General features: G+C 47.7%; 24 protein-coding genes and 3 tRNA genes. 6 read left to right on the forward strand and 21 right to left on the reverse strand.

Features of this window, described 5'->3' with window-relative positions; genetic code table 11:
• Nucleotides 1-9: 9 nt before the first annotated feature.
• The 6 genes from rplL to secE form a co-directional block, all read right to left on the reverse strand.
• Complete coding sequence (rplL, locus tag ACSHWX_RS12480) at nucleotides 10-384, reverse strand: 50S ribosomal protein L7/L12 (RefSeq protein ID WP_435668558.1); 375 nt, start codon at nucleotides 382-384, stop codon at nucleotides 10-12.
• A gap of 51 nt (nucleotides 385-435) precedes the next feature.
• The gene (gene rplJ, locus ACSHWX_RS12485; protein WP_435668559.1) at nucleotides 436-957 is read right to left on the reverse strand and encodes a 50S ribosomal protein L10; all 522 of its coding nucleotides are present in this window, start codon (nucleotides 955-957) and stop codon (nucleotides 436-438) included.
• A 378-nt stretch (nucleotides 958-1,335) separates the two neighbouring features.
• Entirely contained in the window at nucleotides 1,336-2,031 is a 696-nt protein-coding gene (rplA, locus tag ACSHWX_RS12490; protein WP_435668560.1) for a 50S ribosomal protein L1, read from the reverse strand.
• A gap of 6 nt (nucleotides 2,032-2,037) precedes the next feature.
• Complete coding sequence (gene rplK / locus ACSHWX_RS12495) at nucleotides 2,038-2,466, reverse strand: 50S ribosomal protein L11 (RefSeq protein WP_435668561.1); 429 nt, start codon at nucleotides 2,464-2,466, stop codon at nucleotides 2,038-2,040.
• Between the two features lie 113 nt (nucleotides 2,467-2,579).
• Nucleotides 2,580-3,110 carry a transcription termination/antitermination protein NusG gene (nusG, locus tag ACSHWX_RS12500; protein ID WP_435668562.1) on the reverse strand — a complete coding sequence of 177 codons (531 nt, stop codon included), beginning with the start codon at nucleotides 3,108-3,110 and terminating at the stop codon, nucleotides 2,580-2,582.
• Nucleotides 3,111-3,142: 32 nt separating this feature from the next.
• The gene (secE, locus tag ACSHWX_RS12505) at nucleotides 3,143-3,337 is read right to left on the reverse strand and encodes a preprotein translocase subunit SecE (RefSeq protein WP_435668563.1); all 195 of its coding nucleotides are present in this window, start codon (nucleotides 3,335-3,337) and stop codon (nucleotides 3,143-3,145) included.
• Nucleotides 3,338-3,553: 216 nt separating this feature from the next.
• Between secE and ACSHWX_RS12510 the strand changes: the two genes are divergently transcribed.
• Nucleotides 3,554-3,961, forward strand: coding sequence for a LysE family translocator (locus ACSHWX_RS12510; protein ID WP_435668564.1), 408 nt, complete (start codon nucleotides 3,554-3,556; stop codon nucleotides 3,959-3,961).
• On the opposite strand, the gene ACSHWX_RS12515 is transcribed toward ACSHWX_RS12510, so the two are convergent.
• Nucleotides 3,958-4,830 (reverse strand): YHYH protein, encoded by an 873-nt coding sequence (locus tag ACSHWX_RS12515; protein WP_435668565.1) that lies wholly within the window; start codon nucleotides 4,828-4,830, stop codon nucleotides 3,958-3,960. The genes ACSHWX_RS12510 and ACSHWX_RS12515 overlap by 4 nt on opposite strands.
• A 209-nt stretch (nucleotides 4,831-5,039) precedes the next feature.
• Here ACSHWX_RS12515 and ACSHWX_RS12520 point away from each other — a divergent pair, with 209 nt between their 5' ends.
• Nucleotides 5,040-5,693: a hypothetical protein gene (locus ACSHWX_RS12520; RefSeq protein ID WP_435668566.1), complete on the forward strand. Its 654-nt coding sequence runs from the start codon at nucleotides 5,040-5,042 to the stop codon at nucleotides 5,691-5,693.
• Nucleotides 5,694-5,829: 136 nt separating this feature from the next.
• On the opposite strand, the gene ACSHWX_RS12525 is transcribed toward ACSHWX_RS12520, so the two are convergent.
• The 12 genes from ACSHWX_RS12525 to ACSHWX_RS12580 all read right to left on the reverse strand — a co-directional run bounded on the left by ACSHWX_RS12525 (nucleotide 5,830) and on the right by ACSHWX_RS12580 (nucleotide 17,885).
• Nucleotides 5,830-5,905 (reverse strand) — tRNA-Trp (locus ACSHWX_RS12525).
• 78 nt (nucleotides 5,906-5,983) lie between these two features.
• Nucleotides 5,984-6,370, reverse strand: a complete 387-nt coding sequence (locus ACSHWX_RS12530) for an MAPEG family protein (RefSeq protein ID WP_435668567.1) — start codon at nucleotides 6,368-6,370, stop codon at nucleotides 5,984-5,986.
• Between the two features lie 273 nt (nucleotides 6,371-6,643).
• On the reverse strand, nucleotides 6,644-6,991 hold the full coding sequence (locus tag ACSHWX_RS12535; protein ID WP_435668568.1) for a hypothetical protein: 348 nt from the start codon (nucleotides 6,989-6,991) through the stop codon (nucleotides 6,644-6,646).
• Nucleotides 6,992-7,015: 24 nt separating this feature from the next.
• Nucleotides 7,016-8,743, reverse strand: a complete 1,728-nt coding sequence (locus ACSHWX_RS12540; RefSeq protein WP_435668569.1) for a methyl-accepting chemotaxis protein — start codon at nucleotides 8,741-8,743, stop codon at nucleotides 7,016-7,018.
• Between the two features lie 269 nt (nucleotides 8,744-9,012).
• Nucleotides 9,013-10,203: an elongation factor Tu gene (gene tuf, locus ACSHWX_RS12545; protein ID WP_435668553.1), complete on the reverse strand. Its 1,191-nt coding sequence runs from the start codon at nucleotides 10,201-10,203 to the stop codon at nucleotides 9,013-9,015.
• Nucleotides 10,204-10,335: 132 nt separating this feature from the next.
• On the reverse strand, nucleotides 10,336-11,286 hold the full coding sequence (locus ACSHWX_RS12550; protein ID WP_435668570.1) for a nucleoside hydrolase: 951 nt from the start codon (nucleotides 11,284-11,286) through the stop codon (nucleotides 10,336-10,338).
• A gap of 176 nt (nucleotides 11,287-11,462) precedes the next feature.
• The gene (locus tag ACSHWX_RS12555; RefSeq protein WP_435668571.1) at nucleotides 11,463-11,777 is read right to left on the reverse strand and encodes a TraR/DksA family transcriptional regulator; all 315 of its coding nucleotides are present in this window, start codon (nucleotides 11,775-11,777) and stop codon (nucleotides 11,463-11,465) included.
• 92 nt (nucleotides 11,778-11,869) lie between these two features.
• Complete coding sequence (locus tag ACSHWX_RS12560; RefSeq protein ID WP_435668572.1) at nucleotides 11,870-13,258, reverse strand: MATE family efflux transporter; 1,389 nt, start codon at nucleotides 13,256-13,258, stop codon at nucleotides 11,870-11,872.
• Nucleotides 13,251-13,874 (reverse strand): DUF2239 family protein, encoded by a 624-nt coding sequence (locus ACSHWX_RS12565; protein WP_435668573.1) that lies wholly within the window; start codon nucleotides 13,872-13,874, stop codon nucleotides 13,251-13,253. The genes ACSHWX_RS12560 and ACSHWX_RS12565 overlap by 8 nt, the downstream gene beginning before the upstream one ends.
• Nucleotides 13,875-13,966: 92 nt before the next feature.
• Nucleotides 13,967-14,974: an alpha/beta hydrolase gene (locus ACSHWX_RS12570; protein WP_435668574.1), complete on the reverse strand. Its 1,008-nt coding sequence runs from the start codon at nucleotides 14,972-14,974 to the stop codon at nucleotides 13,967-13,969.
• A 123-nt stretch (nucleotides 14,975-15,097) separates the two neighbouring features.
• Nucleotides 15,098-16,585, reverse strand: a complete 1,488-nt coding sequence (locus tag ACSHWX_RS12575) for a diguanylate cyclase domain-containing protein (protein ID WP_435668575.1) — start codon at nucleotides 16,583-16,585, stop codon at nucleotides 15,098-15,100.
• Nucleotides 16,586-17,699: 1,114 nt separating this feature from the next.
• Nucleotides 17,700-17,885, reverse strand: coding sequence for a hypothetical protein (locus ACSHWX_RS12580; protein WP_435668576.1), 186 nt, complete (start codon nucleotides 17,883-17,885; stop codon nucleotides 17,700-17,702).
• Between the two features lie 138 nt (nucleotides 17,886-18,023).
• On the opposite strand from ACSHWX_RS12580, the gene ACSHWX_RS12585 reads away from it, so the two are divergent.
• The 3 genes from ACSHWX_RS12585 to ACSHWX_RS12595 all read left to right on the forward strand — a co-directional run bounded on the left by ACSHWX_RS12585 (nucleotide 18,024) and on the right by ACSHWX_RS12595 (nucleotide 19,111).
• A complete protein-coding gene (locus tag ACSHWX_RS12585) occupies nucleotides 18,024-18,206 on the forward strand; it encodes a hypothetical protein (protein WP_435668577.1) in 183 nt (60 codons plus the stop codon).
• A gap of 132 nt (nucleotides 18,207-18,338) precedes the next feature.
• Nucleotides 18,339-18,899 carry a hypothetical protein gene (locus ACSHWX_RS12590; RefSeq protein ID WP_435668578.1) on the forward strand — a complete coding sequence of 187 codons (561 nt, stop codon included), beginning with the start codon at nucleotides 18,339-18,341 and terminating at the stop codon, nucleotides 18,897-18,899.
• 17 nt (nucleotides 18,900-18,916) lie between these two features.
• On the forward strand, nucleotides 18,917-19,111 hold the full coding sequence (locus ACSHWX_RS12595) for a hypothetical protein (RefSeq protein ID WP_435668579.1): 195 nt from the start codon (nucleotides 18,917-18,919) through the stop codon (nucleotides 19,109-19,111).
• 468 nt (nucleotides 19,112-19,579) lie between these two features.
• On the opposite strand, the gene ACSHWX_RS12600 is transcribed toward ACSHWX_RS12595, so the two are convergent.
• Together ACSHWX_RS12600 and ACSHWX_RS12605 are read right to left on the reverse strand one after the other, a co-directional pair.
• Nucleotides 19,580-19,653 (reverse strand) — tRNA-Gly (locus tag ACSHWX_RS12600).
• 31 nt (nucleotides 19,654-19,684) lie between these two features.
• A tRNA-Tyr gene (locus ACSHWX_RS12605) sits at nucleotides 19,685-19,769 on the reverse strand.
• Nucleotides 19,770-19,992: 223 nt separating this feature from the next.
• On the opposite strand from ACSHWX_RS12605, the gene rlmB reads away from it, so the two are divergent.
• Nucleotides 19,993-20,751 carry a 23S rRNA (guanosine(2251)-2'-O)-methyltransferase RlmB gene (gene rlmB, locus ACSHWX_RS12610; RefSeq protein ID WP_435668580.1) on the forward strand — a complete coding sequence of 253 codons (759 nt, stop codon included), beginning with the start codon at nucleotides 19,993-19,995 and terminating at the stop codon, nucleotides 20,749-20,751.
• Nucleotides 20,752-20,852: the final 101 nt, after the last annotated feature.

A 20,852-nucleotide genomic window follows, 5' to 3' on the forward strand; every position in this document is an offset into this window, starting at 1 on the left:
TCCAAAGACTTACTTAAGTTCGACGCCAGCGCCAGCAGCTTCAAGCTTACCTTTAAGCTCTTCAGCTTCAGCTTTAGAAACGCCTTCTTTAACAGCTTTAGGTGCACCTTCAACAAGGTCTTTAGCTTCTTTCAAGCCAAGACCTGTTATTGCGCGAACTTCTTTAATCACGTTGATTTTCTTGTCGCCTGCAGAAGTCAGAATTACGTCGAATTCTGTTTGCTCTTCAGCGGCAGCGCCACCAGCGTCGCCTGCTGCAGCAGCAACAGCTACTGGAGCAGCGGCAGAAACGCCCCATTTTTCTTCAAGCATTGTAGAAAGTTCTGATGCTTCAAGAACGGTTAGGGCAGATAGGTCTTCAACGAGCTTTGCTAGATCAGCCATTGTATTTTCCTTATATATTTCAATTCGAACTGTGGTTTTGATGCGAAGGCGCTATGCCGCTTCTTCGCCCTTTGTAGAATATGCTGAGATAACCCGAGCAATTTGACCACCAGGTGCATTGAGGATTGCAGCGATGTTTGTTGCAGGTTGTTTAACAAGACCTGCAAGTTTCGCACGCAATTCATCAAGACTTGGAAGTTCAGCCAATGCTGCAACGCTTTTTGCGTCCAGCTTGGTTTCACCCATCGCGCCACCAAGAACAATATACTTATCATTGCCCTTAGCGAACTTGGCAGAAATTTTCGCTGCCGTGATTGGATCTTCTGCGTAAGTCAATACTGTTGGACCGGTGAGATATTCACCGAAATCCGCAATATCAGCATTTTCAAGAGCGAGCTTGGCAAGGCGGTTTTTCGCAACTTTAACTTGGCCACCGGCTTGTTTCATCTGCACGCGCAGATCTTCCATGTCGGCAACTGTCAAGCCTGAATATTGAGCTACAACGACAGAACCAGATGCGCTAAACGCATCTTGCAATGACGATACCAGCTCTCGCTTTTCCGCTTTATCCACTGCTTCTCTCCACTAAAGGTTCAAGGTTCCCCTCAAACCGTTACAGTTTTGATGCTTTGCTCGTCCAATCAAATCAGATGACCAAAGCAACGGTGAAATGCCTGCCAACCTGAAATGACCAAACAAAGCTTGGGCAAAACTGGTTTGTTCGAACCGAAACATTAAAACACCCATTCGGGCAAATTCTGTATCGGTTGTCACGCCGTCTATTGTTGGCTGGAATTTTAAGTCCCTTCACGGAACACCTACAGTCTCGGACAGGTCTTATTCAAACCCCAAACGTTGGGATCTGAAATCGGGTGACCGAAACCACCCGAATTCTTTTGTTTTAGCACCCAGGAAATTCCCCATAAGTGCCTATTGCCATACGCTCAGCAGTTAAGCTTGAACAGATGACACATCAACATGAACGCCAGGGCCCATTGTAGATGTCAAAGCAACACGCAGAAGGAAAGTGCCTTTTGCGCCAGCTGGTTTTGATTTTTGAACTGCATCAGCAAATGCTTTGATGTTCTCAACCAATTTAGCTTCGTCAAATGATGCTTTACCAACACCGGCGTGCAAAATACCTGCTTTTTCAGCACGGAATTCAACAGAACCGGCTTTTGCAGCTTCAACAGCCGTTTTCACATCTGGTGTCACTGTGCCCACTTTAGGGTTTGGCATAAGGTTACGAGGACCCAATACTTTACCCAAGCGACCAACAAGAGGCATCATGTCTGGTGTAGCGATACAACGATCGAAATCGATTTTGCCTTTAAGAACTTCATCAACAAGCTCTTCAGCACCAACAATGTCTGCACCAGCTGCTTTGGCTTCATCAGCCTTCGCATCACGAGCAAAAACAGCAACACGAACCGTACGGCCTGTGCCGTTTGGCAGCGCAACCACACCACGAACCATTTGGTCAGCGTGACGAGGGTCAACGCCCAAGTTCATTGCAATTTCAATTGTCTCATCAAACTTAGATGTCGCATTGCTTTTCACAAGCGCAACAGCCTCGTCCAATGTGTAAAGTTTCTTGCGGTCAACAGCTTCACGAGCAGCGACGGTACGTTTACCTAGTTTAGCCATTCTCGTTTACTCCTGAACCTCAAGACCCATCGCGCGAGCTGAACCTGCGATTTGTGCCATCGCCGCTTCAATTGTGTCCGCGTTTAGATCTTGGATTTTCTTTTCTGCGATTTCGCGCAACTGGTCTTGCGAAACAGAACCCGCAACTTCGTGACCTGGCTTTTGCGACCCTTTAGGCAAGCCCAAAGTCTTCAGCAAAAAGTAGCTCACTGGCGGTTGCTTCATTGAGTATGTGAAGCTTTTGTCCGCAAAAATGGTAATCGTCACCGGAATCGGTGAATTCTTTTCCATTTCCTGTGTTGCAGCGTTGAAACCCTTACAGAATTCCATAATATTCAAACCACGTTGACCCAATGCAGGACCAATCGGGGGTGACGGCGAAGCTGCGCCAGCCGGCACTTGGAGCTTAAGATAGCCCTCAATCTTTTTTGCCATTTTGTTGCCTTTTCAAATGCGTCCGCACCATGCGGACATTCACAACAGCGTGGTGCAAGGTTTTATGTGCTGATTTGGCCAATCAGCACCCTCTCCCACACAGGGTTAAATGGTTAGGCTTTTTCAACCTGACCATATTCCAGTTCAACCGGGGTTGCCCGGCCAAAGATAGATACTTCAACTTTAAGGCGCGCGCGCTCTTCATCAACCTCTTCAACCACACCGTTAAAGCTAGCAAATGGACCGTCCGACACACGAACAGCTTCACCAACTTCAAAGCTGATTGACGGCTTAGGCCGCTCAACACCTTCTTGTACCTGATGCAAAATTGAATTCGCTTCGGCTTCGGAAATTGGGATCGGCTTATGCTCTGAACCCAAAAAACCCGTAACCTTCGGCGTATTTTTGATCAAGTGAAACGTCTCATCGGTAAGTTCCATATTTACAAGAACATAACCGGGGAAAAACTTACGCTCTGCGTCAACCTTACGGCCACGACGCACTTCCACAACCTTCTCGGTTGGAACCAGCACATTATCAAACAAGTGATCAAGGCCAGTGGCCACAATCTTTTCTTGAATTGACTCGGCGACTTTGCGCTCGAAATTTGAATAGGCCTGGACGATATACCAGCGTTTTGCCATCAGTAAAAAACCTTACCGTTTATCATCAATACTCAGCCAATGCTGAGTAGCAATCCTACAAACCAAGCTACAATTTGGTCCGCCGCTAAAAAGAACACACTGGCCAAAGCCACCATGATCAAAACCATAATCGTTGAAACCAAAGTTTCATTACGGGTTGGCCATACGACCTTTGCAACTTCCGATCGGACTTGCTGCAAAAATGTGAACGGGTTTGTCCGCGCCATAAAATTCCCTTGAGTTTCAACACGAAACTGCTTCCGTGTGTCCATAACCAAATAGCCGCGCGAGTCGCCCGCACGGCTGGAACCGCTGTATTAGACCTTCATGTGCGAAAACGCAACCCCTTTGCCGCGTAGAAATGGGTCATCTTTCGATAAGCCTTGCGGGATGCTTCGCAGAGATGTAAGCCTAAATTCTCGCCAGTTCAAGAGCCATTCAAAATGACCATCCAAACTTGGCTCGCTTTTTGCGCAATTGCGGCCCTAAATATCTTTAGCCCCGGCCCAGCCATCTTACTTGCCATCAGCAACGGTGCGACCAAAGGCATGTTTGCAGCTCTTTGCCAGGCCCTGGGCAATGCATTGGGAATGTTTTTTGTTTCAGTGGCTTCAATCATCGGCGTCAGTGCCGTACTCGCCGCGTCATCAACTGCATTTACGATCGTCAAAATACTGGGCGCCGCCTATTTGATCTATTTGGGGATAAAGCAAATTCGGTCGCGCAACACTAGCGCGCTGGGCGATCCATCCAAACAAAAGTCCGAACGCACCTACGGCGCTATCTTTTGGGAAGGCTTCTCCATTGCCATCACCAACCCAAAGGCAATTCAATACTTTCGATCACACTAGTTCACCGGCGTGCCGACAAAGCAACCAATGGTGTATGGATATTCGTCGGTCAAATGATAATGATAAATCTCCGTTTCGATGCCGTCCCAGACGACAGTTTCGACATGTCCGTGACAAGCATCTAAATCGTCATTACTCAGATGAACACCGCCCTCGCCTTCCATGCCATAAATTCCAAAACCATCCATCGCATATCCAACTAAACCTGAATGCCCGTCTGCAGTTTCTTCCTGCGCAACCATGCAAGACGATGCATTGTGATAGTGATAAACACCATCGCGTTCCGGGTGACCGTTGCACTCATCCTGAATTTCATGTGCTGGCGCATCATCTCCGCGCGCGTCCAATGCGTTAAAAATCGCAGCACCAGAAAGCGAAATCCCGATCATGCCCATCGGCACACAGCTAGCAGATGAGGCAACTTGCGGGTCCGCAGGCAAATTTAGAGATAGATTTTGCGCCTCAATCGAATTGGGATTGCGATCATACTGATAAGCATCATCAGTCCGTTGCACAGGATAAATACCAGTGCCGTGTGTTGGCAACAAGTTGGACGTCACCATTCGCGTACCACCGCTCACTGAAACCTGCACACCGCCGTCGGACCATTTTACATCACCATCGACCGTGGGCTTAAGTTCTGGGTACCAGTAATCGCCAACGATCCAGTCTCCGGTGGCCTGCGCACCCGGCGCGTTCGGATTGAACTGCTGTTGACATGAATAAACATTATCCACCTTTGGCGACGAAGAAACCTGCCCATCCCCTAATGGCAATTTTTCCCCATGTGCATAAACATTGCTAAGGCCAGAAAGGCCGATTAGCCCACCCAGTCCAATCGCCAAAATGCTTGTTTTGAAGTTGGTCATGTTCAGTTCTCCTTCGCGCCCCGCCCTTAAAGGATAGAATTGAAACTGAGGTTTTTCCAGTTAAGCTTTTATAATAACATAAATTTTTCGAAAGGTGATACGCCAAAACCCCAAACATCGCAGAAACCTGACAACTCCGTTCAGCTATAGTTCAGCCGCAGCCAACCAATTTACGCCCATCAACAACACGAATTTCTTGAGGGCAAATCATGAAACAAGCATCAAAAGCACTTTTACTCCTAACATTGGCAGCAGCGACGCTAGCACCAACCACATCATACGCAAAAGACTGGATCCAAAGCGTCAAAGTCAGCAAGGGCGGCGTCGACGTTATTCCGATCGAGGTTAGAGCCAACGGCTCAGGCTACACGAGCATAAAAACCAACAAGCACCGCTTCCTTTTTGAACTATACGCCCGCGCCACGAACGGCGAACGCATTGTCGGCGCATCTTTGAGCACAAAAAAGGCGAACTTTTTCGAAGGTCTTGATTCAACAGAATGGAGAAAGAATTTCGTTGGGCGTGATGTAAGCAACGGCGCATATCGCACTTGGAAACGGAACTACGCACTTAAAGTGCCCGTTTCAAAACTAACTTGGGTTGGCGGCTCGCCAGTCGATAGATGCAATGCATTATTGGCCCAAAAACGCCAAAACGGATCATCAAAAGTTGCGGTCCTAAACCAAAAACAATCCACAACTGCTCACGCAACATTCAACCTAGAAGCCGTCGCAGCGCGAAAAAACAAAGCCAAAAAGAATGACTGGGGTTATTGGAACACCGACACCGAAAGCGATTATCTACAATATCAGGTGCAAGTAACTTGCTTACCAAGCGCCATGGGCGGCAAAATAAGCAACTAATACCCGTAAAAACAAACGCCTCAGCAACCTGCTGGGGCGTCTTTGGACATGGTCCAATGATACAAAAGTCATGGACCAATGATACAAAGCAGCACTTACACAAAAGTCCGGCCGCCAACAATTTCAATGATTTAAATGGCAGGGGCGGAGAGACTCGAACTCACGACCCTCGGTTTTGGAGACCGATGCTCTACCAACTGAGCTACACCCCTGCATGTGCGACAAAAGCCGCTGGCAAGGGTCTAATGCCAACAGCGATTTGTTGCAAGTGCTTTGTACGTAGTTTTTTACTAAATTGCTAAGACGATTGGTTTCAGCATGAACAAGAGACCAAGAAATCCTACTGACCAAACCAGTGAACGCCCCCATGGGACTGCTGCGAGATACGTTCCGACATATACAGCCCTTGCGATCACAAACATTTGCGCGCCAAGAATAGCATCGCTGGAAACATCCCCCAACACCAGATTCAATACGGCAAGCCCAAGGAAAATCGGGAAACTTTCCCGCATATTGTTGAAAGCACGGCTGGCGCGCTGGCCAATTACGGGAAGTTCTGGCAGGTCGTCACGCGAACCAACATATTTAGCAATTCCGATCTGGGGAATTCTGATTAAACTGGACAATAGCAACTGCAAAAAATACAGTGCAATACCGACAACAATCCAAATGAGCATGTTTCTTTCCTCCTATTGTTTTTGACTCTAGGACGATGACAGACTCAATTCAATTCACTCATAGGGAGTTGTCTCAACTCTTAACGCGTTTAAGGTCGGGCGCTATTGGGGAGGAAGAACGAGCGGTTTAGGTCAAATTCTCAGTACTGAACGGAGGTCTTGTGCCATCAGTCAACACGGTGACAGTACAAGCATAATTATCGCAGTTAAATTGACAAAAGAGCATGCTCTACTTCAACACTTCTGACACGTTTCAGGCTTGCATTTCTAACATCATACCACTGGCGCGCAGAGGCCACCGGCATTTACAAAGAAAAGCGCCCCTTGCTGCCGCAAACTTTCACGAACCGCCGCGCTATCCACATTGACAACGATAACATTGTGAAAACGACTGGGGCTGATATATTGAGCCCCAGATTTAATGATACGCGAAACGTATTTTTGTTCGGGCTGAAATGGCGCAAAAACGACGGCCATTTCGCCCTGGGCCGGTGCCTCAGAAAGCCCTATCGCGCCAAAGACCAGCATAAGTGCCATCAAAATCAGCGCCGGCACAAATGGTCCAACACCCTTTTGCTTCTCGTCAATCGATTTGGCCGGAATGTCGCTGATTTTTGACAAGGTCAATTTCCAGATTTCTTGGCCCTAAGACGCTCGAGCCTGTTTGGCAAAGTTGCCTTGAGTGTGGAAAGTGTCATTCAAAGGTTCGTGTCTGACAAGGTTGAACACCTCAACAATTTTATCCAGCTCAGTGGCTTGGGACTCAGTTTGTTCAATTGCCGCATTTGTCTCTTCTACAAGGGCGGCATTATGTTGGGTCATCTCTTCCAACTGTTTCATCGAACTTGAAACGCCATCAATGGAAGACGCCTGATCGTGGCTTTGTTCCGCAATAGCTTCCATCAGCTCCGTCATCTCACGCACAGCTGTAACGATACCTGAAAGACTGTCTGAGGCTTGGGAAACAAGCTTGCTACCGCTACTCACTTCGTCTGAAGATTCCTTCACAAGCGTTTTCACATCAGAAGATGCTTCTGCAGCCGACTGGGCCAACCGCCGCACTTCCACCGCAACAACAGCAAAGCCCTTACCAGCTTCACCGGCCCGCGCTGCTTCCACGGACGCATTAAGCGCTAAAAGGTTTGTCTGGAAAGCGATGTCGTCGATAAGCGAAATAATATCGGAGATCTTATTTGAGGCGGCGGTAATTCGGCCCATCGCCTGATTAGCGTCCTCCATGACTTCGCTGCCCTGGTTCGCCGTACCGTGAGCAGCTCGCGCGGATGTGCGTGCATTTTCTGCCAACGAGGCATTCTCCGCAACGGTTTTTGCCATGTCTGTCATAGCATTTGATGTTTGCTGCAAGGTAATCGATTGCCGGGAGGTGCGTTCATTCAAATCAGAGACACCGGATAAAATTTCACCTGTCGCCGCTCGCAATGTACCAGAGGTCATTTGCAACTGACCTATTACGTCCGTAAGTTTGTCAGCAACTCGATTTGTGTCGCGCTTTAAAGTATCAAAGGCGCCGCGGTAATTACCATTCATCCGGTCGGTCAAATCTGCATTTGCAAGCGAAGAAAGCACACGGCCTGTTTCGCTCACCCCTTTTTCGACTTCATCAACCAACTCATTCACGTCAGTCGCGAGCTTATTGAGCGCATCAACTTCAAAGTTGTTTCGCACCCGACGGCTAAAGTCGCCGTTTGTCGCCGCGGCCACGACCTCACCAAACTCCATCTGCAACTCGTTCAGCATCAATGTGCGTTCTTCACGGGCGACCTCAGACTTTCTTACATCCTCGACGCTCATTTCACGCACTTGTTCAGCTTGTTGGGCAACTTCTTCAGATTTTTGCTCGGTAAGCCTAAACAGTTCCGTCGTATTTCGTGTCAGCCAAACAAGAGCAACAGCCTCAACAACCAAGACAACCGCATGTAAAACGATACGTCCCAATGATCCACCGCCGTAAAATACAAGCGTATCAAAAGTTAGACCAAGACCCAAATGGTGGACTGCAACGACAACAGCACCGACCAAAATCGCGCGAAAATCATACAAAAGCGCACATAAGGCCAGCGAAGCGAAAAATGCCATATGCATATCAATTTGGTAGGGCTGACCGCGCGTAGCGATCAGGATCGCCATCACCTCAGCCATCATAACCGTCACCGCAAGATAACGAAAAGTTGGTGAGTTTTTCTTCCAAAGAAAGGTGATTGCGAGAAATACAACACCTGTTGTACCCAACGCCGTACCAAGCCCGGGCGAGCCTTGTACAATATACTCAACCACGGCAACGGCAATCGCAAACACGAGAGCTACTAATGAAATTGCCTGAGTCCCTCGGGCACGCAACTGGTCAAACGTCAATGAAATCACCCCTAATTGAAACTTAAATTTGCTTTCAGTATTAGAAATATCATGAGCAACAAGAATGAATATCTGGTTACTTAGGAAGTTTGTTAAACCCCCTTCGAATTTTGTTGACAATCGTCCCGCCGCTAAAGCATGAGGGCTGAAGTTTAGGCTACCGATATTATGGAAGATTTGACCGTAAGTTTGGCGATCTAGGTTTAAAACAGGCAACAAAAAAGGCGACCCGAAGGCCGCCTTAAGTCTCTTGTAGTCTTTTAAAAAGACTACTCGATGATTTTTGAAACGACGCCGGCACCAACGGTACGGCCACCTTCACGAATAGCGAAGCGCAGTTGAGCTTCCATCGCGATCGGTACGATCAATTCAACATTCATCTCAACACGGTCACCAGGCATCACCATTTCGGTGCCTTCTGGCAAAGTCACAACACCAGTCACGTCAGTTGTACGGAAGTAGAACTGTGGACGGTAGTTGTCAAAGAATGGCGTATGACGACCACCCTCGTCTTTCGTCAGAATAATCGCTTCACCAATGAACTTGGTGTGCGGCGTTACTGAACCTGGCTTACAAAGAACTTGGCCACGCTCAACTTGCTCACGATCAACACCACGGATCAAAGCACCGATATTGTCGCCAGCTTCTCCGCTGTCGAGCAACTTACGGAACATTTCAACACCAGTAACTGTTGTTTTCTGTGTGTCTTTAATGCCAACGATTTCAACTTCTTCGCCAACTTTAACAATGCCACGCTCAACACGACCGGTAACAACTGTACCACGGCCAGAAATTGAGAACACATCTTCAATTGGCATCAAAAATGGCTGATCAACAGGACGTGCTGGTGTTGGGATAAACTCATCAACAGCCGCCATCAACTCAAGAATTTTGTTCTTGCCGATTTCGTCATCACGACCTTCAAGCGCTGCCAAAGCAGAACCTGCAATAATCGGAATGTCGTCACCAGGGAATTCATAAGAAGAAAGAAGCTCACGAACTTCCATTTCAACCAATTCCAAAAGCTCTTCGTCATCAACTTGATCAACTTTGTTCAAGAAAACAACAAGCGCTGGAACACCAACCTGACGGGCAAGAAGAATGTGCTCACGTGTTTGAGGCATAGGGCCATCAGCTGCGTTAACAACCAAAATCCCGCCATCCATTTGCGCCGCACCAGTGATCATGTTTTTCACATAATCAGCGTGACCCGGGCAATCAACGTGTGCGTAGTGACGATTGTCTGTCTCATACTCAACGTGAGCAGTAGAAATCGTAATACCACGTGCTTTTTCTTCTGGCGCTTTGTCAATCTCGTCAAACGCCGTAGCAACACCACCTTGAGCCTCAGCCAATACTTTCGTAATCGCTGCTGTCAATGTTGTCTTGCCGTGGTCAACGTGACCAATCGTTCCAATGTTTACGTGCGGCTTGTTCCGCTCAAACTTTTCCTTCGCCATGCGTACATTCTCCATTCGCTTAGCATCCGGCTAAAAATAAACAAAGGGGTACACCCTGCCGGAAATTCGAGCGTCTATTACCTGAAAAAAACCAACAACAAAAGCCCTAATTTTAGAAGGTCTGATATGCGGCTAATAAAGGGCTAGTCGCTCGGTTAATAAACCAAAGAACCGATCCCGATTTGCCTCATGTGCCCAAAGGGCATTTGGCTCATTTCCTGTTACCCCCCAAAAGTCCACGGCCGTATGCCCACGGGTAAGCTCGCTCGTGGTTTCAATGGCAACATGGCAGGGTTTTAATTCAAATATTTCAGGCTCTAAAAGCCACGCAATGGTACATGGGTCGTGCAATGGCCCACCCTCAGCACTGTACTTTGCCGCGTCATATTGGCCGAAAAAGTCCAACATCCCAGCAGAAGCGTGTGCCACCTTATTGTCCAAGACGCTAATATTTTCGACAATACAGGGATTTGTCATAAGCTGATGGGTAACATCCAAGCCAAACATCACGATTGGCCGACCGCACCGCATCACAATATCGGCAGCATGTGGGTCCACATATATGTTGAATTCAGCTGACGGGGTAACGTTACCCGCTTCAAAGCTCGCGCCGCCCATCAAGACGATCTGCTTGATCTTGGGCAGAATGTCTGGCGCCTTACGCAAGGCCATTGCAATATTTGTCAACGGCCCGGTCGGCACCAATGTTATTTCGTCGTCTTCTGCCTTGCGCAAAGTCTCAATGATGAAATCAACACCATGCATGTCTTGCTTTGGGATGCTCGGTTCAAAAAAGTCGATCCCATCAATGCCCGTTTCACCATGCAAATACTCGGCGGTGAACAATTGCTCGACCATGGGACCAACGCAGCCAGCATAAACGGGAACATCAGTGCGACCAGCCATTTCCACCAAAATGCGGCAGTTCAACTCGGTGCGGGCCAAAGGCACATTTCCACCGCAGGCAACCACCCCAAGCACATCAAGCTCAGGTGCATTCAGCGCCAAAAACAGCATCAAAGCATCATCTTGGCCGGGGTCACAATCAATGATGACAGATAAACGATGCGTACTGTTAGACATGTGAACTCCAAAAAACGGCAAAAAACTGACCCGCGAAATCAATTTGCGCACCAACCCGTAAGATTTAGCCCAGCAAAGATTATTCAGCAATCAGTTCTTCAACCGAAAAGTGGAGCTTGTCGCAGCAATACTTGCCACCTTATAAATAGCTGCGACGCGTCTTAATGCATCGGCATTTACATGCAATGCCGACATTTGGTGGCATAGGCAACTATGTCTAAACGTGCGTCGGAAATGTCTTCACCGCAATTAGCACAAATACCAAAAGTGCCGTTTTCAATTCGTGCAAGTGCAAAGCTAATTTTCTTCAATTCTGTCTTGCCAGCATTGCCCAAGCCTTCGAGCATTTCATCATCTTCACGTTCAACAGAGCGTTCTTCAACGTCCGCGTTTGGCCGATCATCAAGCTGATCTTCGATCTTGTGCAATCGTTCATCCAACTCAGCTTTTCGTGCAACTAAACGTTTTTTATAGGTTTCGAAGTCCCGCATAGCTTTTCCCTCATGTTTACTTATGGACAGCTTGCCAGAAAAAGGCATCAGGCGAATTGATTTAGCACAAACCCCCTGATGCTTTCATTCTCTCACACCTGAGGCAAAAACACCCCTGCTTTGTAACCATTGCGTCGCTGAGCAAAAACCAAGATCACAATCAACAGCCCAAACATGATGACATCACCAATCGGGGATGCATACCAAATACCCGCCTCGCCCAAAAACTGCGGCACAAGAAACAGGAGCGGCAACCCGATCAAGTAATTGCGGGCCAAGCTAAGCAGTGCCGCACGTTTTGCGTCTCCAATGGCTTGAAAAAATCCTGAAAGCACAATTGTCGGTCCGGCCATAAAATAAAACACCATCACAAAAGGCAATACGCGCGCAACCTCGGTAATCATAGCTTGGTCTTGTACAAACAGAGCGGCCAGTTCGCCTGGTAAGGCTAGAAACGTTATTTCAATGGCAACACAATAAAAGAATGTGACAATCAGTGCCGTTTTGGTGCTCATGTTTACCCGACTTGGACGGCTGCCCCCGAAATTATTCCCGGCGATCGACTGAAATGCCATGGAAACACCCAGCAAAGGCATAAAGGAGAACGTTAACAGGCGGGTGATGATCCCATAAGCACCAACGGTGGTTGTATAGCTGTCCGCGCCGTAGATTTTTAGGAGCGCAACAACACTTCCAGCAATCAACGAAATCGACAGATAGTTGAGACTTAACGGCGCACCCAATGCCAAGTTCTCCTTCGCAAGCGCAAAAAAGACAGGGCGACTTGGCAGCTGAAACCGCAACCTAGAACCACCCAATAACCTAAACACCACAATTGAAGTGAGAGAAACCAACTGAGCTGCCACAGTTCCCCAGGCTGATCCTGCTACCCCCATGTCCAACATAACAATGAAAACGTAGTTGAAGACGATATTTAGAAGTGTAACGCTAAGGGACACGAGCGCCATAAAGCCCATTTTGCCTTCACTTCGAAGTGCATCGAATTGCACAGACAGAATGAACGTTAGCGGCGAAGTGAACATCATAATGGACATATAGGTCCATGCCATGCGTGTTAGTTCAGGATCACCAGCGGTGACCCAACTGACCAGCATCTCTCCCCAAATGAGGAAAACAATCATCATAATTATACTAAGCGCAATACCCAAAATTATAGCTACCGCAAAACTGTTTGCAGCGCCCTTCAAGTCCGCAGCCCCAAGACGCCGCGCCACAATCGAGGCAAAACCATTCGAGATCATTGTTGTTAGTGAATAAATCAGCATCTGCACAGGGAACATCATGGTCACTGCAGTCAATGCCGATGCCCCAACAAAAATGCCAAGGAAATAGGCATCAACAAGGTTAAACAGCCCATTGACCACCATGATCATAATGATGGGCAATCCTGTCGTGAGGAATAGCTTTCCGATAGGCTGCGTCAAATACTTATTATTATCAGAGGCTTGAGCATCACTCATGATTCATTTCCTTAGGGCCGCCCTCGCCGTTGGGCGTGAACAAATCTTTTGAGATTTTCAATAGATGGTCGCGTAAAGGCGATGGCCAGTCGCTGGTTTCCGCTTTGAATTTATCGCCATCCAGCGCAAACAACGCCCTTGCCGCTTCTTCAAATTTTGGCAAATCACCCGCCACTGCCGTCATCAACCCATATGTTTTGGACTGCAATTGACGTTGATCTCGATTTGGGTCTGAAACACGCATGGCTTCACCAACCAACTTGCGCAATGTCACCGACGCCCCGCCCCGCTGCTGGCGCAGCCAATCCCAATGACGTGGTAACAAAGTTATCTCCTTGCTCACCACACCCAGCTTGGGCCTGCCGACACGCTTGGGTGGCACAGCATCTTCTGCATGTACGTCTTTCTTAAACAGTCTATCGAATACATCTTCTACGCTGCCGCGCAGATCAATCTCGATCATTGATGAATCTTGCCCATTGAACACATGAATAAGTTCATTGGGATTTCGATCATGGTGGCGTTTAACTTCGTTGACCACTTCTGCCAGCGCTCCGGCTGCAATCAGGTGATGGCCAACAAAGGCAACACATTCCAATTCTGGAGAATAGGACATGGCAATAGCTCCTGCAATTTGTTGCAGGATATTTACCCGGGTAAAATAAAAGAGTCAATAATACCCGGGTAAAATATTTTACCCGGATTAAATTAACTCAGCTTTTCGCTCAAAAAGGGCAAACTTTTATCGTAGCGGTAATCAATCGAAAAATGATTGTCTGGAAATTCCTCATATATATGAGTCACTTGGGCCGCTTTGAGTTTCTGTTCGAGTTGTCGCGCAACATAAACAAAATTAAACTGATCTTTGTCCCCGCAATCGACCCACATGCCCTTTAAGCTCTTCAGAGCATCAACATGCTGGTCAAACACAAACAGCGGGTCCCACTTCTGCCACTGCACCCAACGGTCTTTGTCCAATTCGCATGTATGCAAATCAACGGGCAGACGAATGCCACAAAAGGCATTTGGGTCCGGGTCGTATGTCGCCCCCATCGCCAAAATCATCAATGCATGAATATCATCATGGTTTGGGTTGTGGTTTTCATCTACGGCCGTCACAAACTTCTCAATAGAGTTGTCGTGCTTGGCAATTGCCCGCAAAGCCTTAGGCATGTCTGGCAGATACGCCATCTCAAAACCCATGTCACCAGAGTGACAGGCAATAGCCGACCACGTTTGCGGATAAAGCATGCCGTGTATCAACGCCGCGTAACCACCGGAAGATTTCCCCAGCACCCCCCGCTTACCATCTCCACCGCAACCAAACTTGGCCTCGATTTCTGGCAACATTTCATCGATCAAAAAGTCAGCCCAATTCCCCATGGCAAGGGAATTGATATATTGATTGCCTCCGAGCCGCGTAAAACAATCTGGGAATGCAACGACGCAAGGCTTCATCTCACCTGTTGCGATAAGGCGATCCAAACGTGCAGGTAGGTTCTCATCAAATCCGCGCCAGCTTGTTCGGCTCAATCCGCTACCCGTATACCCTGCCAAATCAACCAAAAGGGGCAAGCCAACACCGTCATGCCCGTGCGGAACATAAATATCAACGTCCCGCAACGTGTGATCACCCAGCATGTTTTGCTGTAGCGCCTCTGATTGAATTTTAACTCGATGGATTTCGCCCTGAGGCAATGAGTGATCGCGCCGCATACTTTTGTCCCTTCGCCAACTTATGACAAAGGGTAGCAATCAACTTTAACTTCCACCACCTCAAAACGCTCAAGATTGGTGATTTTGAATATGTGCTCAACCAAATTAACGCAAGCTTGATTACTAAAACTGACGGCGTTCAGCCATTTGACGACGATTTTGCTGTTGCACATTATGGGGGTTGGTCGCGCGGCACGTTTGACCACGCCCAAGTTCCTTTGCCCGGTACAAAGCCTGATCCGCACTGCGAATAACGGTTTTTGCGGTCACCGCATCGTCTGGCCACCAGGCAACGCCAATGCTTGCACCAACACTCGCACGTCCATTGTCAAATACGACTTCTTCACTAACGCTATCAATTATCGTGTCGCAAAGCATCATCACACTGTCTTCATTCAGGCCGTCACGCAAAAGGATGATGAATTCATCGCCACCAACGCGGGCCGCCATGCCTCTGTCTCCCACAGCCTTAGCAACGCGGTTCGCAACTTCTTTAATCACCGCATCCCCTGCCTGATGGCCAAAGGTGTCATTGACGTCTTTGAACCGATCCAAATCCGTACAAATGATCGCACAACGATCCAACTCGCCTTTGGCAATAATATGATCAAGTTCATTATCAAATTGAAGGCGGTTAGGCAGACCAGTTAGAGCATCATGCTCTGCCATGAACTTGTTATGCGCCTCACTTTTTTGAATGCGCCGCACAACTTTGCTGTACCTATAACTAATAAAGAAAAGCCCAATCGCGACCAGAGCCAGCAATACACTCAAAACAGGAAGCGCCCGCTCCCAAATAATACTAGCCGGTTTTGTCGCTTCCCACACAGCAACGATTTCTTTGCCAGTCGACCCGCCGATCACCATCTGATCCAAATCCGGCTTAGCATCAGCTTGTTCCACGATGGCGAACCGATTTAGGCCCAGTTTGTTCCGCACTGTTGCAAAAGCAAATTTGTTCAATGGACGAAATGTAAAAAGCACTTTGGGGTTACCTTCGGCCAAGACTTCCAAAATGTCAGGCACGATGGCCTGCGCAACCGCCATCCCCAAATGGCCATCAACTACGCGATAATCCGCAGCAAAAATTGCATTTTTCGACCAAACCGGGTCGCCAATGGTTACAAAGCCGCGTCCGCGCACTTTACGGTTTGCGAAATATTTCGCACGCGCTTGCTCGATCAGATCAAAATTGTTTTCAATGGTTGCTGCGCCATCCTGCGCATCCATAACTTCATCACGAAACACCGTCACATCCGGCTCACCAAGCTCATCAACGACGATCATGTATTCAATGCCGTTTTCCGACCACGACTCTTCTGCTAATTCATCTTCAATGAAACCCAGATCAATTTCATCAGCATAAACCGCGTAAACAGTTGCATCCCAATACGAAACTGAAGATTGATCATCTGCTAAGTCTTGGAGTTGAACCTGCACTTCCTTGCGAACCAATTCAGCCTCAGCATCATACTGCACCTTATTCGCAACATCGCCAGCCGCACTCAACACATAGAAATTAGAAGCCGCAAATCCCGCAACAATCGCAAAACAAAGTGCGTAAATTCCAATTGTTAGACCTAGTCCTAGACCTGATTTGGGCGATGTCATCAATAATTTCCCCACATAACTGAGACAATATTGAAGCATCAACGCTGAATTTGGCACTAAGTGAGATGGTTTCTTTTTGGTAAAAGTTTGTCGAAACGACGACCGCATTTTTGCAAATTGCGAGACGAAATGTTGAGGAAAAATGGAGCGGGTAGCGAACTACGCCAAATGATCAAATGTATTGTTTAAAAATAACAACTTAAACCGCCACCGCTCCAACTTTGTTGCACAGTTTGATGCATAATTGTTCGCAGGTTTCATTCGTCAAACAATGACTTGCATCGAGAAGGGTTTCAATCAAAATTGCTTAATGGCCACAGATTTGGAAAACACATGGTTTTATCGGCGAGACCCCGGCCCCTATGGGGATAAGTTTCATTTTCAAGTCTATCTTGGTCCTGCACTAGTCGGCTCTATTCGCATGAACAGCCAAGGCACCCATAAAGGCACTTGGGATTGGAATGGCCATTGGGGTGGCCACTACGAGGGCAAGATTGTCAGAGGAAGCGGGCGAAGCGATAAGTTGGAAACCGCACTAGGCGAGCTCAGAAACACTTTCTACGACGTGTTTCGCAATCAGCGACTGATTATCGGACTAATGTTAGCGACAGACCCAGCGGTTAGACATAAGGCCGAAGAGTTCCTACAAGAACTTGGGAAGAGCGGACAGCATAGAACGAAAGATGTTTTCCGCTTCTGTAGCAATTCAAATAGTCCAGCTAAGATAGGCACTAGCTGCCATTAAAAGCGCTGATCCAACAAACAAAGTTACAACCCACATAAATGATCTTTGCGATCTCATTTCCTGAACAAGCTCTTCGTCGACAAGGGCCTCTTTTCTACGCCAAATCCTAAGCTGCAGTAGCAAGCCATCAATCAGCATCCAAGGCCAGATTAGGGCAAAATAGAGATATAGCCCCGAGTACCCGACCAAAAGAACGATCACGTAAAGTAGTTTGTAATGGAGCTGAGCTTCGGAACAATCTTCCTTATATTTTTGCCAATGGGCTCGAACCTTGGAAAGCGAGCCTTGTGAGTGCGCAAATGTCAATGTCTCGATCAATACTGCAGAGTTGAAGAACACGCCTATAACAAGGTAATCGAGAAACCACGGTTACAATTCAAATGGAACCCAATTAGTCAACAGACTGATCAGAACTCGATATTGTCCAAGAATATCTGCAATAAACCCTTGCCAAGAAACAAAATCTTGAGCCAGTCGCTCCATAATGCTTGAAAGTCCAACGATTGCGCCAATTTGTGATAAAAACTTCCAAAGAACAGCCAACGGAGACTTCATAAACTAACCCTAAAAGAACTGATTTCCAAAACTATAACCAAGACCAACCAATATGGAAACTCTATTGTTGCAGGTGTAAAATATGCCTTTCGATGCACCATCAAACGCATATGCGCTAAGCAACGTAATCACGCTACAATGAAGCATGCCAGCCGACTCGAAGGACAAAAAACGCCAAGGCTAATTGTAGTTGCCGCGTTTGATCACAATGAGGATGGCGAACTGGTGCAAGCATTTGATCCTCTACAGATGCAAAGCGAGGGTACCGCTATCAACAAGGCAAGGCTGATTGCTGGTGATCGTGCCGGCGTTATTGCCTAGTCTCGGACAGCAGATCCAATGATCGGCGAATATGGCGAGCCTGTGGACCTGTTTCGGTCTGGTGGTGTGCTGGATATGGAATAGTGGTCTCATGCTCTTTGTGAAACACAATATACTTTAGGAGAGAAACCATTGGATCAAATCACTAATCATTGGGGCATTATTCAGCCCATTTTGGCGGCGCTCGGACTAGGAACTTTGATAGCTGCTGTCCTTGTAACGGCATGCTTTCAGCTTTTCAAATGGCTAGGGGCGAAGTGGATCAGTCAGAAATTCGAAAAAGAATTGGAAGCCTACAAGACTGAGCAATCAAAGGAACTTGAAGGCCTTCGTCACAAAATAAAGGGTGTGCTCGATCGAACGATACGCCTACACACGAAAGAGTTCGAAGTTTTGCCAGATCTATCGGGAGAGTTAGTTGAAGCGCATTCTTGGTGTAGAGGTTATGTGGCGCCTTTCCAGAGCTATGCAAACGTGGGTGCGATGGATGTCGGAGAACTAGCGGAGTTTCTTGAAACCACAGAATTCATGGAGGTGCATAAGCGAGACATCAAGGCGGTAACTAATTCCGTAGATAAGCAACGCGCCTACAACCGAACTGCCGCTCACTATGAGTCCATCGCGGCGTCCGAACACATGCGGACATTGTCCACGGGGCTTAGAAACGAAGGTGTATTTCTTAGCCCGAATTAAAGGCCGATATGGAAGAAATGCATGATCTACTCTGGTCCGTTTTTACCGAAACCCGAATGAACTTTGAGGAGGACGATTTGTCGAGCGTGCGCGAGAAGTCAAAGCTCTTCACGTCCGAAGCGCCTGGATTTCGGCAACGCCACGTCTCATCACTATTGCACACCAAACATGATGGCAGACGGCGAAACATTGCTGTGCCCAAAACGCAATAAAGAGCCCCCACCGGTTAAGGTAGGGTAAAGTAAGTTTGGGAGGTTAGTGAACGGTTAAGTCGTTTGAGTTGATCGATACCCTCTTGGGCGGGAAATGGTCGGGTTCAATTATCCAAGTTGTGTTGATACGGTAGACCCCAGCGGGCAACATGATTTTACCGTCTTTGCTACAGAACACATCAGGGGCCACCATCCAAGTTTAAGGTGGTCAGCAACACGTCGTCGGTAGAATAGGAATCTAATCCACCGGCGAGACTACGAAAAACACCAAGTCCCCGCCCTAAAGTAGATCTGCATCAATAGCCATTAAAACAGCCATGAGCATCAAAACTATCTTTTAGGAAACATACCCACAATTGCAGCCCGATAAAATTGCATTTGTTGCACAGTAGGTTGCACATTTCCACGCAACAAGTTGGAGCTGCGTGAAAATACTACTCATAACGCATTGATTTTTATAAAAATGAGTGGAGCGGGTAGCGAGAATCGAACTCGCATAATCAGCTTGGAAGGCTGTTGCACTACCATTGTGCTATACCCGCATCCGACACGGCGGTTGAGTTTCGCATCGAATGGTGGAGGGGACTGGATTCGAACCAGTGTAGCCTAAGGCGCCAGATTTACAGTCTGGTGGTATTAACCACTCACCCACCCCTCCACATTTATTCAATGCAACTCGGGTCCGAGTCTTATTAATTTGAACACATAAACGAAACAAACTAACGCGCGGTTTATGGTCACCACGGCGCGATCTGTCAACACTAAATATGTTGTTTTTGCGAACCTTTCTACTTTGGGCCCGAAAACCCGTGCTTTATGTCATCAAAGGTTTTCAGCAATTGTGCTGGACCTATCGCCCTAATCACGTTACCGAGCATCCCATGAAAGATAAATCCAGATTTCAGCCTCGTCGCAAACCGAAACGCAATCCGATTGATGACGGGCAATATTACATATATGGCATTCATCCTGTTCAGGCGGCGCTCGCCAATGCAGAACGTGAAAAGCATACGCTTTATGCCACCCCCAATGCGCTGAACCGCTTAAGGGAAGAAGGCGCTGAACTCACCGTTAAGGTGAAGGATGTAACGCCCAAACGCCTTGACGAAATGCTAGGCAAAGATGCGGTGCATCAAGGTGCAGCACTTCATTGCAAACCCATTGAACGACAATCATTCAATGGACTTGAAGATGCGCAGCTTTTGCTGGTTCTAGACCAAATTACCGATCCGCATAATGTTGGTGCTATTTTGCGGTCTGCATGTGCATTTGGCGCCAACGCAGTAGTCACCCCTGCCCGATTCTCACCTCAAGAATCTGGCGTTTTGGCCAAGTCTGCTTCAGGCGCGCTTGATTGGACCCCGATGATCGAAGTGAAAAATCTAGGCAACGCCATTCAAGAACTTAAAAACATGGGCTTCACTTGCCTTGGTTTTGATTCAGAAGCACCAGAAGAACTGCAAGCCGGTGGAAATGGTGACAAGTTAGCCATTATATTGGGCGCCGAAGGCAAAGGCCTTAGACAGCGCACACGCGAGCTATGCGACCAAATGGTACGTTTGGACATGCCGGGCCCCATTAAGTCGCTGAACGTGTCCAATGCAGCAGCAATTGCGCTGTTTGCAGCCACTCGGAAATAACAACGGGCTCGCTTACCTACAAAGCTCGACTTGGGTTGAAGCCTAAATTGCGATGGATCTCGATTTTGTGTCCTGACGGTAAGTTTTGCGCGAACACTATT

Origin of the sequence: Maritalea sp., from assembly GCF_051251695.1 — a bacterium.
Taxonomy (GTDB): Bacteria; Pseudomonadota; Alphaproteobacteria; order Rhizobiales; family Devosiaceae; genus Maritalea.

Bases quoted from the DNA above. Each gene is read 5' to 3' on its own strand.
- rplL (WP_435668558.1), bottom strand. From the start codon at position 384: ATGGCTGATCTAGCAAAGCTCGTTGAAGACCTATCTGCCCTAACCGTT.
- rplA (WP_435668560.1), bottom strand. From the start codon at position 2,031: ATGGCTAAACTAGGTAAACGTACCGTCGCTGCTCGTGAAGCTGTTGAC.
- rplK (WP_435668561.1), bottom strand. From the start codon at position 2,466: ATGGCAAAAAAGATTGAGGGCTATCTTAAGCTCCAAGTGCCGGCTGGC.
- nusG (WP_435668562.1), bottom strand. From the start codon at position 3,110: ATGGCAAAACGCTGGTATATCGTCCAGGCCTATTCAAATTTCGAGCGC.
- secE (WP_435668563.1), bottom strand. From the start codon at position 3,337: ATGGCGCGGACAAACCCGTTCACATTTTTGCAGCAAGTCCGATCGGAA.
- ACSHWX_RS12510 (WP_435668564.1), top strand. From the start codon at position 3,554: ATGACCATCCAAACTTGGCTCGCTTTTTGCGCAATTGCGGCCCTAAAT.
- ACSHWX_RS12515 (WP_435668565.1), bottom strand. From the start codon at position 4,830: ATGACCAACTTCAAAACAAGCATTTTGGCGATTGGACTGGGTGGGCTA.
- ACSHWX_RS12520 (WP_435668566.1), top strand. From the start codon at position 5,040: ATGAAACAAGCATCAAAAGCACTTTTACTCCTAACATTGGCAGCAGCG.
- ACSHWX_RS12530 (WP_435668567.1), bottom strand. From the start codon at position 6,370: ATGCTCATTTGGATTGTTGTCGGTATTGCACTGTATTTTTTGCAGTTG.
- tuf (WP_435668553.1), bottom strand. From the start codon at position 10,203: ATGGCGAAGGAAAAGTTTGAGCGGAACAAGCCGCACGTAAACATTGGA.
- ACSHWX_RS12550 (WP_435668570.1), bottom strand. From the start codon at position 11,286: ATGTCTAACAGTACGCATCGTTTATCTGTCATCATTGATTGTGACCCC.
- ACSHWX_RS12555 (WP_435668571.1), bottom strand. From the start codon at position 11,777: ATGCGGGACTTCGAAACCTATAAAAAACGTTTAGTTGCACGAAAAGCT.
- ACSHWX_RS12560 (WP_435668572.1), bottom strand. From the start codon at position 13,258: ATGAGTGATGCTCAAGCCTCTGATAATAATAAGTATTTGACGCAGCCT.
- ACSHWX_RS12565 (WP_435668573.1), bottom strand. From the start codon at position 13,874: ATGTCCTATTCTCCAGAATTGGAATGTGTTGCCTTTGTTGGCCATCAC.
- ACSHWX_RS12570 (WP_435668574.1), bottom strand. From the start codon at position 14,974: ATGCGGCGCGATCACTCATTGCCTCAGGGCGAAATCCATCGAGTTAAA.
- ACSHWX_RS12575 (WP_435668575.1), bottom strand. From the start codon at position 16,585: ATGACATCGCCCAAATCAGGTCTAGGACTAGGTCTAACAATTGGAATT.
- ACSHWX_RS12580 (WP_435668576.1), bottom strand. From the start codon at position 17,885: ATGAAGTCTCCGTTGGCTGTTCTTTGGAAGTTTTTATCACAAATTGGC.
- ACSHWX_RS12585 (WP_435668577.1), top strand. From the start codon at position 18,024: ATGAAGCATGCCAGCCGACTCGAAGGACAAAAAACGCCAAGGCTAATT.
- ACSHWX_RS12595 (WP_435668579.1), top strand. From the start codon at position 18,917: ATGCATGATCTACTCTGGTCCGTTTTTACCGAAACCCGAATGAACTTT.
- rlmB (WP_435668580.1), top strand. From the start codon at position 19,993: ATGAAAGATAAATCCAGATTTCAGCCTCGTCGCAAACCGAAACGCAAT.